13 protein-coding genes and 1 riboswitch are annotated in these 13,453 nt (G+C 68.8%); of the genes, 7 read left to right on the forward strand and 6 right to left on the reverse strand.

Going from position 1 to position 13,453, the window contains the following annotated elements; all coding sequences use genetic code 11:
- Nucleotides 1-53 precede the first annotated feature (53 nt).
- Nucleotides 54-770 (forward strand): MIP/aquaporin family protein, encoded by a 717-nt coding sequence (locus CUJ89_RS14910; protein WP_114177985.1) that lies wholly within the window; start codon nt 54-56, stop codon nt 768-770.
- A 62-nt stretch (nt 771-832) separates the two neighbouring features.
- On the opposite strand, the gene CUJ89_RS14915 is transcribed toward CUJ89_RS14910, so the two are convergent.
- From CUJ89_RS14915 to CUJ89_RS14925, 3 genes are read right to left on the reverse strand one after another with little or no spacing between them, the layout of a single operon-like run.
- Entirely contained in the window at nt 833-2,113 is a 1,281-nt protein-coding gene (locus CUJ89_RS14915) for an NAD(P)/FAD-dependent oxidoreductase (protein ID WP_114177986.1), read from the reverse strand.
- A gap of 4 nt (nt 2,114-2,117) precedes the next feature.
- Nucleotides 2,118-2,426 carry a non-heme iron oxygenase ferredoxin subunit gene (locus tag CUJ89_RS14920; protein WP_114177987.1) on the reverse strand — a complete coding sequence of 103 codons (309 nt, stop codon included), beginning with the start codon at nt 2,424-2,426 and terminating at the stop codon, nt 2,118-2,120.
- A 36-nt stretch (nt 2,427-2,462) separates the two neighbouring features.
- On the reverse strand, nt 2,463-3,545 hold the full coding sequence (locus tag CUJ89_RS14925; RefSeq protein WP_201752246.1) for a fatty acid desaturase family protein: 1,083 nt from the start codon (nt 3,543-3,545) through the stop codon (nt 2,463-2,465).
- 162 nt (nt 3,546-3,707) lie between these two features.
- Here CUJ89_RS14925 and CUJ89_RS14930 point away from each other — a divergent pair, with 162 nt between their 5' ends.
- The 6 genes from CUJ89_RS14930 (at nt 3,708) to CUJ89_RS14955 (ending at nt 9,991) form a co-directional block, all read left to right on the forward strand.
- Nucleotides 3,708-4,772, forward strand: coding sequence for a LacI family DNA-binding transcriptional regulator (locus CUJ89_RS14930; protein WP_114178626.1), 1,065 nt, complete (start codon nt 3,708-3,710; stop codon nt 4,770-4,772).
- Nucleotides 4,773-4,916: 144 nt separating this feature from the next.
- Nucleotides 4,917-5,918: a xylose isomerase gene (locus CUJ89_RS14935; RefSeq protein ID WP_114177989.1), complete on the forward strand. Its 1,002-nt coding sequence runs from the start codon at nt 4,917-4,919 to the stop codon at nt 5,916-5,918.
- Between the two features lie 37 nt (nt 5,919-5,955).
- The gene (locus CUJ89_RS14940) at nt 5,956-6,783 is read left to right on the forward strand and encodes a TIM barrel protein (protein WP_114177990.1); all 828 of its coding nucleotides are present in this window, start codon (nt 5,956-5,958) and stop codon (nt 6,781-6,783) included.
- Nucleotides 6,784-6,914: 131 nt separating this feature from the next.
- The gene (locus CUJ89_RS14945; RefSeq protein ID WP_114177991.1) at nt 6,915-8,036 is read left to right on the forward strand and encodes a porin; all 1,122 of its coding nucleotides are present in this window, start codon (nt 6,915-6,917) and stop codon (nt 8,034-8,036) included.
- Between the two features lie 72 nt (nt 8,037-8,108).
- Nucleotides 8,109-9,095, forward strand: coding sequence for an inositol 2-dehydrogenase (gene iolG / locus CUJ89_RS14950; protein WP_114177992.1), 987 nt, complete (start codon nt 8,109-8,111; stop codon nt 9,093-9,095).
- Nucleotides 9,096-9,304: 209 nt separating this feature from the next.
- Nucleotides 9,305-9,991, forward strand: coding sequence for an HAD family hydrolase (locus CUJ89_RS14955; protein ID WP_114177993.1), 687 nt, complete (start codon nt 9,305-9,307; stop codon nt 9,989-9,991).
- 76 nt (nt 9,992-10,067) lie between these two features.
- Here the strand turns inward: CUJ89_RS14955 and ribB are convergent, their stop codons facing one another.
- From ribB to CUJ89_RS14970, 3 genes are all read right to left on the reverse strand, one after another.
- Entirely contained in the window at nt 10,068-10,778 is a 711-nt protein-coding gene (gene ribB, locus CUJ89_RS14960) for a 3,4-dihydroxy-2-butanone-4-phosphate synthase (protein WP_114177994.1), read from the reverse strand.
- A gap of 118 nt (nt 10,779-10,896) precedes the next feature.
- Nucleotides 10,897-11,045: riboswitch (FMN riboswitch) on the reverse strand.
- Nucleotides 11,046-11,243: 198 nt separating this feature from the next.
- Nucleotides 11,244-11,927, reverse strand: coding sequence for a helix-turn-helix domain-containing protein (locus CUJ89_RS14965; protein ID WP_114177995.1), 684 nt, complete (start codon nt 11,925-11,927; stop codon nt 11,244-11,246).
- Nucleotides 11,928-12,133: 206 nt separating this feature from the next.
- On the reverse strand, nt 12,134-13,309 hold the full coding sequence (locus tag CUJ89_RS14970; protein WP_114177996.1) for an MFS transporter: 1,176 nt from the start codon (nt 13,307-13,309) through the stop codon (nt 12,134-12,136).
- Nucleotides 13,310-13,453: the final 144 nt, after the last annotated feature.

A 13,453-nucleotide genomic window follows, 5' to 3' on the forward strand; every position in this document is an offset into this window, starting at 1 on the left:
ACATCGGCGGACCGCGCAGCGCGCGAGTCCGCCGAGACCTACGAGAGACAACCATGTCACCTTATATTGCAGAATTCATCGGCACCGCGATCCTCGTGCTGCTCGGCAACGGCGCGGTCGCCAACGTGCTGCTTGCGAAGACCAAGGGCAAGGGCGCGGACCTGATCGTGATCGTGTGGGGATGGGCGATGGCCGTCTTCATCGCCGTCTACGTGACCGCGTCGTTCAGCGGCGCGCACCTGAACCCGATCGTCACCATCAGCCTCGCGCTCGCGGGCAAGTTCGCGTGGTCGAAGGTCGGCGGCTACATCCTCGCGCAGATGCTCGGCGGGATGGCAGGCGCGTTGCTCGTGTGGCTCGCGTATCGCCAGCACTTCGCGAAGGAAGCCGATGCCGACCTGAAGCTCGCAGTGTTCTGCACCGCGCCCGCGATCCGCAGCGTCCGCCACAACGTGCTGACCGAAGCGATCTGCACGTTCGTGCTGATCCTCGGCGTGCTGTATCTGGCGTCGCCGCAGGTCGGCCTCGGCGCGCTCGACGCACTGCCCGTCGGCCTGCTCGTGCTCGGCATCGGCATCTCGCTCGGCGGCCCGACCGGCTATGCGATGAGCCCCGCGCGGGACCTCGCGCCGCGCATCATGCACGCGCTGCTGCCGATCCCCGGCAAGCGCGACAGCGACTGGCGCTATGCGTGGATTCCCGTCATCGGGCCGCTGCTCGGCGGCGCCGCGGCAGCCTTCCTGTATCTGCGGTTGCACACGGCGGTTTGATCGCGGTTTAACCGAAGCGCGCAGCCTACACCGCTGCGCGCTTCACGCCCCCTTCCCTCGCCTCACTGCCGCTCGGCCGGCACCGCCTCCCGCTCGCGGTCGCCCGCGGCCGACATCAGCGACTTCAGCGTCACGCCCGTATCCGCGACCGCGGCCGGCGTCACGTCGATCCCGCGCTCGACCAGCATTCTCGCCACGCGCATCTCCTTGACGAATCCCGACGCGCGGCCGAAGCCGCTCGCGGCGACGAGCCGCGCACCGGCGTCGAAATGGAAATGGATTTCCGCATCGTCGCCGAGCACGCGCGCGACCGACCGTTCGCCGAGCGCCGGTTCCCCGGCCACCTGCAACTGCGCGTCGTACTGATCCGACCAGAACCACGGCGTCTCGCGATACGGCGCGTCGGCGCCGAGCATGTTGCGCGCGGCCACGCGCGCCTGTGTCTCGGCGCCGTGCCACGTCTCCTGCCGGACCGGTCGCCCGGACAACGCGCTCGGAAACACCGCGACGTCGCCGGCCGCGTAGATGCCGCGCGCCGATGTCTCGAGCCGCGCGTTCACGACGATGCCGCGCTCGACCGCGAGGCCCGCGTCGCGCGCCAGCCCGTCGGCCGGTTCGATGCCGATGCCGGCCACGACGGTATCGGCGATCAGCGTGTCGCCGTCGTCGAGCACGACGGCCAGCGCACCGCCGGACGTGCGCTCGATCGCAACGGGTCGACGGTTCACGCGGATCGCCACGCCCTGCTGTTCGTGAAGCGTCTGCACACGCGCCGCGATCGTCTCCGGCACCGCGCGTCCGAGCAAGCGCGGCGCAGCGTCGAGCACGGTCACGCGGCAGCCGCGCAGTCGCGCCGACGCCGCGACTTCGAGGCCGATGAAGCCGCCGCCGATCAGCACGATGCGCGCGCCGGGCACGAGCCGCGCGCCGAGCACCGCCGCGTCGTCGAGCGTGCGCAACGCGAACACGCCGTCGAGCGCCGCCCCCGGAATCGCGAGGCGGCGCGCGCGACCGCCGGTCGCGAGCAGCAGCGCGTCGTAGCCGAACACCCGCTCGCCGGACACGTGCAGTTCGCGTGCGTGCGGGTCGATGCGCTCGACGGTCGCGACGACCGGCTCGATACGATCGGCCGCCCATGCGTCCGGATCGCGCAACCGGCACTGCGCCGCGCTGTACTCGCCGGTCAGCACGCCCTTCGACAACGGCGGCCGCTCGTACGGCAGATGCGCCTCTGCACCGATCAGCACGATACGCCCGCGCCATCCGGACTCGCGCAACACCTGCGCTGCGCGGCCGCCGGCATGGCCGGCGCCGACGATCGCCATCACACGGTCGGTCGTCATCGCGTCACACCTCGATCAGGATACGGCCGCCCTCGATCTTCGCGCGGTACGTGCGCAGCTTCTCGCACGCGGGCGCGGACAGCGGCCGGCCGTCGCGAACGTCGAAGCGCCCGTTGTGCTTCGGGCATTCGATCACGTGGTCGATCACGAGGCCGTCCGCGAGATGCACGTGCTCGTGCGTGCACAGGCCGTCGCTCGCATAAACGTGGCCGTCGATCCGGTAGATCGCGTACGTGCGGCCTGCGTGGTCGAAGCGCGCGACGTCTTCATCGTCGATGTCGTCGAGCGCGCCGGTGTCGATCCATTGCGTCATGATGCGTGTCTCCTGGGTTGGATGGTTCGATGTCGGTCACGTGCGCGCCGTGTCCGGCACCGGCCGCACGACGTGATGCGACGGGTCGCGCGTCTGCCGGACCAGCGCCGGCACGATCTCCGCATACGCGGCGAGCGTGCTGCGGTACGGCGGCGGCATGTCGGCTTTCACGGCGTCGTGCAGCTGCGGCAGCGCGTGGAACGGCACCATCGGGAACATGTGGTGCTCGACGTGGTAGTTCATGTTCCAGTACAGGAAGCGGAACACGGGATTCATCATCACGGTCCGGCAGTTGCGCCGGTGATCGAGCACGTTCTCGGGCATGCCCGCATGCTGCGTCAGGCCGAAGTACAGGTACAGCCACGCGCCGTAAAGGCTCGGCAGCCCGATGTAGAGCAGCGGCAGGATCGTGTGCCAGTAAAGCGATACACCGGCCACGAGCACGTAGACCGCGAGATGGATGCGCGCCTCGCGCACGACCTTCGGCCGTTCCGATTCGGGCACGTAGGTGCGCTCCTCGTCGTCGAGCCGGCCGGTGAACGCAACGGCGATCATCTTGCGCAGCTCGCCGGCCACATGCTTCAGTGCGACGACGTTCAGCACGAGCGCGAGCCAGTCGGTCGGCTTCGGCGCGGCGATTTCCGGGTCGCGCCCGACGACCAGCGTGTCGGTGTGATGGCGCGCGTGGCTCCAGCGCCACGCCGTCGCGCGGCGGAACACCTGGAACGATGCGACCTGGTACAGCGCGTCGTTCATCCAGCGCGTGCGGAACGCCGTGCCGTGCCCGCATTCGTGCCAGCGCGAGTCGGCCGGGCTGCAGTAAAGCGTGCCGTAGATGAAGAACGCGGGGAGCGCCCACGCCGAATGCGCGCGCCACGCAAGCCACGCGAGCACGCCGCTGATCGCGATCGCCGCGTACCAGACCAGCGTGTCGCGGATCGCGCGCGCGTCGCCGCGCTGCATCAACTGCTTCATCAGCGGCCGCGGCACCGGGCACCGGTACCACTCGGCGTTGACGAGCCCGGCCGCGTGCGCGCGCTCGCCGGCACCGCCGATCATTCGGTATGCGTGACGGCGCGCCGCCGTGCGATCGTGCGCCTGGTCGTCCTTATGGGCCACTCGTGTCTCCTTGTTCCTGGTGCGCGGCAAGCGCTTCGTCATAGAACCAAAATTAGGCGACCGACGGCGCCCGCTCAATCGAAACGTTGACGAAATTTCGCCATCGCTTTAGCGTTCGTGACAGCGCCACGCGACCGATGGCGACCACAGATGGAGACAACCATGGCAGGCGAATCCGGGCCGCGCTGGCGCAAGCGCACCGCGCGCTTCGACGAGATCGCGGCGCTCGCCGGGGTCAGCACGACCACCGTCGACCGCGTGCTCAACGAGCGCGGCAGCGTATCGGCGCAGGCGCGCGAACGCGTGGTGGCGGCGGCGCGGCAGCTCGGCGTGCCGCGGCAACTGCCCGACACGCGGCACGGGCTGATCCACATCGACGTGCTGCTGCCGGACACCGATGCGCCGTTCTTCCTGCGGCTGCAGCAGGCGCTGCAGCGCTCGCTGCAGATGCTCGACCGGCGCGTGGTCGTGCACCGGGCGATCCTGCCGGCCGCGGACGACGAACGGGCCGCCGCGCTGATCGAACGGCCCGCCTACCGGCGTGCGGCGCTGATCGTCACGGCGCACGACACCGCCCGCGTGCGCAACGCGCTGGCCGGCGCGATCGCACGCGGCGAGACCGTCGTCACGATGGTCACCGACATCGGCGGCATCGACCGCGTGCATTACGCAGGCATCGACAACTACCGCGCCGGGCGCACGGCCGGCTACTACATCGGCCGCCTGGCGGCGCGCCCCGGCCGCGTGCTGCTGCTCGGCGGGCGCATGGGCTACCGCGCGCACGCCGACCGGATGGCCGGATGCCGGGACCAGCTCGCCGACGCGTTCGCCGCCGTCCGTTGCGACGACGAGCCGATCGAGACGCTCGACCAGGACGACCGCTGCTATCGCGCGGTGACGAAGGCGCTGCACGCACATGACGACGTGGTCGCGATCTACAACAGCGGCGCCGGCTCGGCCGGCATCGAAGCGGCACTGCGCAAGGCCGGCGCGACCGGGCGCGTCGTCTGGATCGGTCACGAGATGATCGACCTGCACCGCACCTTCATCGAAGCCGGCGCGATGGACCTCGCGATCGACCAAGATCCGGACGGACAGGCGCTTTCCGCGCTGCAGCACGTGCTGCATGCGTGCGGGATCGTCGAACAGGCGCCGCCGGGCGACCCGGTCGAATTCCGCGTGTTCTGTCCGGCGAACGTGAGGACGAGCGCCTACCTGCAGGCCTGAAGGTCGCCGCGTATCGCGCCGCGCGCGCGTGGCGAAAAAATCGACCGCCGCATTGGCGATTTTTCGTCAACGTTTGTCATGCAACCCGCGTGACGCATCCGTACATTGGGCAGCCATTCCCCGGACAACAACGGACAGGAGACGATGGCTGAACCGATCCTCATCGGCGTGAACCTCGACGGCGTGCTCGAACACGACGGCCTGCCGTTGCCCGCGCCCGCCGAACGCTTCCGGATGGTCGCCGGCGCCGGCGTGTTCGACTACGTCGAAAAGAACCCGGCACCCGGCGAAGATCTGTCGCCGTATTTTGCGCTGGTCGAACGCCACGCGCTGCCGATTCGCGTGATCGGCGGCATCTGGCGCGCAGGCCGAGACGAAGCGCACGTCGCCGAAATCGTCGACGCGGGCGCGCGGTTCGGCAGCACGGTGCTCAACTGCCAGCTATACGCGCATCACGCGGACGGCCATCCGCTGTCGGACCGCGAGGTCGCCGATTTCTACCTGCGCACGTACGAACGCGGAGAGCCGGCCGGCTGCCTGCCGAGCCTCGAAGTGCACGTCGACATGTGGAGCGAGGATTTCACGCGCATCGCGCGCGTCGCACAGCATGTCGAGCGGGCCGGCGTGCCGTTCCGGATCACGCTCGATCATTCGCACCTGCTGTTCAAGCTCGGCAATCGCGCCGAACTCGACGCATCGAGCATGCGCGAGTCGGTCGACGGCGGCCGCCTCTTGCTCGACCCCGCGTCGCCCGCGGCCCTCTATGCCGACTGGATCGCGCACGGCTGGGTCCGGCATGCGCATGCGCGCAGCGTGATTCCGGACAATCCGGACAACCGCTGGATGCGCCGCGCGGACGGCAGGCCCGGGCGCGGCATCCAGTACCCGTTCGTCGCGCCCGCGCCGGGCGCCTATCACGGCGAATGGCGCGCGGCGGCGCTCGACACGTGGAAGGCCGCGCTGCGCCAATTGCTGCAATCGCAAGTTCACGCGCGGCCGGCGCGGCTCGAACAGATCAGTTGCGAGTTCATCCCGTTCCCCGACTACGGCGGCGGCGCGCGCTATTCGATCTTCGACAACAACGTCGCGTGCGCGCAATGGCTGCGCGACACGTGGCGCGCGGCCATCGCGCGCACCGGCACCTGATTCGGACCCAGCCCCCTCGAGACCCAAGGACAGAACCATGACGCAAGCATTCCACTTTTCGCTGAACCGGATGAGCGCGCCGCGCATGCCGCTCGACCGCTATGTCGCGCTGTGCCGGCGCCTCGGCGTCGACACGATCGAGATCCGCAACGATCTCGACGGCGTCGAGATCGCCGACGGCACGCCGGCCACCGCCGTGCGCGCGACGGCCGAAGCCGGCGGCGTGACGATCCTGACGATCAACGCGCTGCAGCGCTTCGAGCAATGGAACGCCGAGCGCGCGGACGAGGCAACCGTGCTGGCCGACTACGCGGCGCACTGCGGTGCGCGCGCGCTGGTGCTGTGCCCGACCAACAGCCGCACCGACGCACGCGGCACGGATGTGCGCCATGCGGATCTCGTGAAGGCACTGAAGGCGCTGAAACCGATCCTCGAAGCGCGCGGCCTGCTCGGCTTCATCGAACCGCTCGGTTTCGAGGAGTGCGCGCTGCGCCGCAAGTCGGACGCGGTAAAAGGCATCTACGACGCGGCGGGCGAACAGGTCTTCCGGCTCGTGCACGACACGTTCCACCATCACCTGTCCGGCGAGGACATCTTCTTCCCGAACCTGACGGGCCTCGTGCACATCTCGGGCGTCGAGGAAGGCGACCTGCCGGTCGACCGGATGCGCGACGGCCATCGCGTGCTGGTCGGCGGCGCCGACCGGCTCGGCAACATCCGGCAGTTGCGCGAGCTGCTCGCGCGCGGCTACCGCGGCGCGTTTTCGTTCGAGCCGTTCGCGAACGAAATCGCCGAAGCCGACGACATCGAAGACCGGCTGCGGGCCAGCATCGAGTACGTGCGCGGCGAACTGGCGACTCGCTGAGCATCGCGGCGGCACGTGCCGCCGCGGCAACCGCCGCGCGTCATGCCGCGCACGCAGATGCACGCGATGCGACGCAGGCAAGCAGGTAATCAGGCAACCCACAAGAAAACGACAATCGGTTTGGAGACGACATGAAACGAATCGCGCTATCCGCACTCATCTGCTCAGGAATCCTCTGTTATTCTGGCGCTTTTGCCCAGACGTCGATCACGCTGTATGGCGTCGCCGACGCGGGCCTCGATTACGTGAGCCAGGTGCAGACCGGCAACGGCACCACCGCGTCGCGGCTGCGTGCGCAAAGCAGCGACTGGGGCGCGAGCCGGTTCGGGCTGCTCGGCCAGGAAGACATCGGCGGCGGCTATCGCGTGATCTTCAACCTCGAATCGGGCACCAACCTGATGTCGGGCACGGCAGGCGAAGGCAACGGCCGCCTGTTCAGCCGCAAGGCGCTCGTCGGCGTGCGCAACGACCGCATCGGCACGCTGACGTTCGGCCGCAACCTGTTCATCGCGAACGACCAGTGGGACATGGACCCGCTGCTGCAGCAGGCGTATTCGGCGACCGCGCTGGTGCGCAGCCGCAACGTGCCGATCACCAGCAACAACATCGAATACCGGTCGCCGTCGTGGAACGGTTTCAACGTGCATGCGCAGTACGCGCTCGGCAACCAGGCCGGCGGCTTCAATCTCAGCGCGGCAAACGAGTTCGGCCGCAGCGACGGGATCCAGCTCACGTACCGCAACGACTTCGTGATGCTGCGTGCGATGTATGACGAACTGCGCGACGCGAACGGCCGGATGAGCAACGTGTTCACGAGTTCGCGCGAAGTCTTCGCCGGCGCGAACCTCTATTGGCGCGCGCTGACCTTGCAGGCCGCGTACACGCACCTGAACGCGCCCGACACGCCCGCCGGCCTCGCGCGCAATGCGGATCACTACTGGGTCGGCGCGCAGTATCGCGTGACGCCCGCGCTCGCGCTCGGCGGTGCCGCGTACTACGTGCACGTCGGATCGGGCGCAGGCGATGCGACCCACGATCCGTCCGGCCACGCATCGATGTTCGCGCTCGGCGCCGCATACAGCCTGTCGAAGCGCACGCTGCTCTACGCGACCGTCGCGCATGTGCGCAACGCAAGCGGATCGAATTTCTCGGTCGCGAACAACAACCCCGGCACGGACAACGACAATCTCGCGAATCCGCTGCCGGGCCGTTCGCAGACCGGCGCGAACATCGGCATCAACCATTCGTTTTGACGTGCAACGCGGGGCCGCGGCCGACGCGTGCCGCGCCCTATCGGAAGACAACGGAGTCAACAGGAGAGCAGGATGATCGAATTCGCTTTGTTCGGTGCCGGAAGAATCGGCAAGATCCATGCGGCCAATCTGGCGCGCCACCCGGGCGCGAAGCTGAAATACGTGATCGACCGGCATGCGCCGTCGGCCGACGCGCTCGCACGCACGCACGGTGCGCAGGTCGCCGACATCGAACGCGCGCTCGGCGATGCGGCCGTGCAGGCGGTCGTGATCGCGTCGAGCACCGACACGCACGCCGACCTGATCGTCGCCGCGGCGAACGCGGGCAAGGCCGTGTTCTGCGAGAAGCCGGTCGACCTGACCGTCGAGCGCTCTCGCGAATGCGCGGAGGTCGTCCGGCGCAACCGCGTGACCTGCATGATCGGCTTCCAGCGCCGCTTCGATCCCACGTTCGCCGCGCTGAAGGCGCGCGTCGAGCGCGGCGAGATCGGCACACCGGAAATGCTGGTCGTCACGAGCCGCGACCCGGGTGCACCGCCCGTCGACTATCTCCGAAGCTCGGGCGGCATCTTCAAGGACATGCTGATCCACGATTTCGACGTGTTCCGCTGGATCCTCGGCGACGAAGCGCAGACGCTGCACGCGACCGGCAGCTGCCTGACCGATCCGGCCGTGCTCGACGCGGGCGACATCGATTCGACCGCCGTGACGATCCGCACGCGGCGCGGGCTGCTGTGCCAGATCAACACGTCGCGGCGCGCCGCCTACGGCTACGACCAGCGCTTCGAGCTGCTCGGCAGCAACGGGATGCTGCAGGCCGGCAACGTGCGGCCGACCGAAGTGAGCGCGTGGCTCGCAAGCGGCATCGCGACGGACGTGCCGGAGCCGTTCTTCCTCGAACGCTACCGGCATGCGTACGCGGCCGAGATCGCACACTTCGTCGACGCGCTGCGCGACGGCACGCCGGTCAGGACGACGATCGACGACGGGCTCGCCGCGCTCGAGCTGGCCGAGGCCGCGATGACGTCGTGGAAAACGGGGCGCGTGATCGAGATGTAACGCAAACGGCGGCGGCGCGTGCAAGCGGGCCACCGCCGTCGCACGACCGGCCGGCGGAGCCCGGGCGCAATCGGCGGCACATCGGTACGACAGGCTGCGGCGGCGCGGCGGCATCGGGCAAATTTGCCGAAACGTCGCGCGGCGCGCGGGTGAAAGCACGTATGATGACGCATTGATCGGCGTCGCCGACACCCCGCTTCTTCACCATCATGCTCGATCACCTCATCTGCGACTGCGACGGCGTGCTCGTCGACAGCGAAGTCATCGCCGACCGCGTGCTGCTCGATACGCTGTCCACCACGTTCCCGAACATCGATTTCGAAGCCGCCGCGAAGACGGCGTTCGGCCAGCAGACGTCGCGCTTCCTCGCCGGGCTCGAATCCCGCTTCGGGGTCGAGATGCCCGCCAACTTCATCGAGACCATCGAGCACAACATCGAGATCGCGCTGGCGCAATCGCTCGCGCCGATCACCGGCGTGCGCGACGCACTGCTGAAGGTCAGCCTGCCGGCGGCCGTCGTGTCGAACAGCCGGCTCGCACGCGTGCGCAGCTCGCTGAAGCGCGCATCGCTCACCGAAATCTTCGGCGAGCGCGTGTTCAGTTCCGAGCAGGTGTCGCGGCCGAAGCCCTACCCCGACGTCTACCTGCATGCGGCGCAAACGCTCGGCATCACGCCGGCGCGCTGCATCGTCGTCGAGGACAGCGTGTCGGGGCTGAATGCCGCACGCGCGGCGGGGATGAAAACGATCGCGTTCGTCGGCGCGAGCCACATCCCCGACAACTACGCGGACGCGCTGCGCGCGATGGGCATCACGCGGATCATGCGCAGGATGGACGAACTGCCGTTACTCGTCGAAGCCGGCATGCGCGGCGAATTCGGCGACGTGCAGTCCTGACGGTCATTCAATCCGGCGTGCGCCGATTCACGCACGCCGTACTGCGGGCGCGCGAACGCACCCGCTTGCTCGTCGCTCAGGCCGGTTCGCAGCAGCGTTCGCGCGCGGCCGCCAGCGCCTCGCGGAATTCGACGAGTTCCGCGATCGTCAGCATCGGCAGCCCGTGCTGTCGTGCGAAACGCTCGACGTCGTCGCCGCGCGTCATCGTGCCGTCCGGATTCATCAGTTCGCACAGCACGCCGGCAGGCTTCAGGCCGGCGAGGATCGACAGGTCGACCGTGCCTTCGGTGTGACCGCGGCGGGCAAGCACGCCACCCGGTTGCGCACGCAACGGAAACACGTGGCCGGGGCGCACGATGTCGTGCGGCTTCGCGCCGTCGGCGATCGCCGCGCGGATCGTCGTCACGCGATCGGCCGCCGATACGCCCGTATGCACGCCTTCGCGCGCCTCGATCGATACGGTAAACGCGGTGCCGTTGCGGCTCTCGTTGGTCTGCACCATCGGCGGCAGCTCGAGCGCGCGCACCGTGTCGTCGGTCAGGCACAGGCATACGATGCCGCTGCACTCGCGAATCAGGAGTGCCATCGTCTCGGGCGTGATGCGCTCGGCGGCGACGATCAGGTCGGCCTCGTTCTCGCGGTCGTGATCATCCTGCAGCACGACCGCACGGCCGGCGCGCATTGCATCGAGCGCAGCGGCGATGCGCGGCGGCACCGGTTCGGAATCCAGCAACGGGAGATCGGCAAAGGCATCGGCGGGTGCCGACGAAACGGACATCAAGGACATGTGAAACGCTCCTCGCAAATACGATGTGGGCGAAAAACGTTTCAGGGCATTGCAAACAGACAGAACGACAACCCGCTTCGCACGCATAGCGAAGCGGCCCTGACGGACATGACTATCTGCACATCTTCTCTCATCCGGACTGTAACCGTCGGCTCTGGCATTCGACCAGATCTGCTGACCCCGCGCGGATGCGCGGGCGCTCGCGGGCTCGCCGGCTTACGCCAGCCTACCGCCGGTGGGGAATTTCGCCCCGCCCTGAAGACGCACTGATTGCCGGATGGGGGCTGCCCATCGCCGGCGGGCCAAGCATACAACAGCTGCGCGCGCGGCGCAGCGAACCACACCTAAAACCTTACTGACGACGCCGTCTAACGGCATCGTCCAAACGGCCGACGGCCGGACCGCGATCCCGCCGATTCCCGCCCGATACGGGGAAAGCGGCCGTTCCGTGCGGGGCGCACGCGGTCAGCCGGCCGCGTGCGCCGCGTCCGGCACGAGCCAGCGCGGCGGCACTTCAGGGCTCACCGTCACGCGGAACGCGCGTACCTCGCTGTCGCCCGGATTGCGCAGGCTGTACGGCTGGTCGGCATCGAACACGATCGCGTCGCCGGTCGCGAGCAACTGGCGACGGTCATGCACGCTGACTTCGAGCGTGCCCTCGCTGACGACGAGATTGACCGTCGTGCCGGGCGCGCGACGCGCGCCAGGCTCCGTATGCAGCGGTGCGATCCGCAGCTCGTGGAACTCGGCCGCGGCCGGCTCGCCTTCCGGGTACAGCGCGCGCGCCGAGAAGCGGCCGTTCGAGCTGACGACGCGCGACGCACGCTCCGCCGCCAGGTGCTCGAAGCCGTTCACCGCATGGCGGCGCAGGAAGGCGGCGACCGACACCTTCAGCGCCGCGGCAATCTTGCAGAGCACCTTGATCGACGGCACGCTGCGCGCCGACTCGATCTGCGCGAGCATCGCGCGCGACACGCCGGACAGCCGCGCGAGCGCGTCGAGCGACAGCTGCCGCTCGGCGCGCAACCGCGCGAGGTTCACGCCGACGACCTGTTCGAGGACATCGAGCGACGCGGACGCCCGCGCTTCGGCGGCGTTGCCGGACTCGAAGGAAGACACGTCGCGCACGAGCGCCAGGGATGAAGACATAGCATTGCCTCCGGGCCGCTGTGCGGCCCTGCGTAGGGGGTAAGCCGGGATCGGAATCGCGTTGCGCCAGCAATGGCGCGTATCGAGACGCTATCACCCGGTCTGGCGCGGGCAAACGAAGTTATCTTCACACCGTTATCAGCATCGCGGAGAAATGCGTTTCTCGCGAACCTTTTCCTGCTGCCATGACGTCGCCATGGCGCCGCTCATTGCGCTGCCGGCGCCGCGCCGCGTGCCGGGCCGCGCGCATCGAACCGCATCGCGAGCCACGTGACGACGAGCGCCGCGAACGTCACCGCGACGGCGACCCACGGCAGCGCATCGAGCGCGAAACCGTGCTCCAGCGCAAGGCCGCCGAGCCATGCGCCGCCCGCATTGCCGACGTTGAACGCGCCGATATTCAGCGTCGATGCGAGATGCGGCGCGCTCGCGGCCTTCTCGACCACCCGCGCCTGCAGCGGCGGCACCGTCGCGAACGCGGCGATCCCCCACACGAACACGGTGACGGCGGCCGCGACCGGCAGGTGGCTCGTCTTCGCGAACACGGCCATCACGGCCATCAGTGCGACGAGGATCGCGATCAACGACGGCATCAGCGCGCGGTCGGCGAGCTTGCCGCCGAGCGTGTTGCCGATCGTCAGCCCCGCGCCGAACAGCACGAGGATCAGCGCGACCGCGCGCGGCGAGTAGCCCGACACGGTCTCGAGAATCGGCGCGATATACGTGAACACGACGAACACGCCGCCGAAGCCGAGCACGGTCATCAGCAGCGCGAGCCACACCTGCGGCTCCTTCAGCACGCGCACTTCGTGGCCCAGGCCGACCGGCCCGCTGTCGTGGCGGTTCGGCACGAGCGCGGCGACGCCGCCGAGCGCCAGCACGCCGAGCGCGGCGACGATCCAGAACGATGCGCGCCAGCCGAGCAACTGGCCGACGAACGTGCCGAACGGCACGCCGAGCACGTTCGACAGCGTGAGCCCCGTGAACATCAGCGCGATCGCGCTCGCGCGCTTGTCGGCCGGCACGAGCGACGCGGCGACCACCGCGCCGATCCCGAAGAACGACCCGTGCGCGAACGACGTGACGACGCGCGCGACCATCAGCATCGCGTAGCCGGACGCGGTGGCGCACAGCACGTTGCCGACGATGAAGATCGCCATCAGCAACTGCAGCGCGGCCTTGCGCGGCATGCGGCTCGTCAGCACCGCGAGGAGCGGCGCGCCGACCGCGACGCCGAGCGCGTAGCCCGTGACGAGCAGGCCGGCCGACGGCAGCGACACGGCGAGGTCGTGCGCGACTTCGGGCAGCAGGCCCATGATGATGAATTCGGTGGTGCCGATGGCGAAGGCGCTGATCGCGAGCGCCAGTAACGGAATGGGCATGACGTTCTCCGGAAGGCGGCGGACGCGGCGCCCGGTCGGTGCCGCACCGCACAAGAAGCGAGATGTGCGCGCATTGTCCCGAACACGCCTGCATTTGATAATTGGCGTGGCATTTGAACCATTTTCAAAAATTTCTGGAAAATC

The organism is Burkholderia pyrrocinia (assembly GCF_003330765.1).
GTDB classification, from domain to species: domain Bacteria; phylum Pseudomonadota; class Gammaproteobacteria; order Burkholderiales; family Burkholderiaceae; genus Burkholderia; species Burkholderia pyrrocinia_B.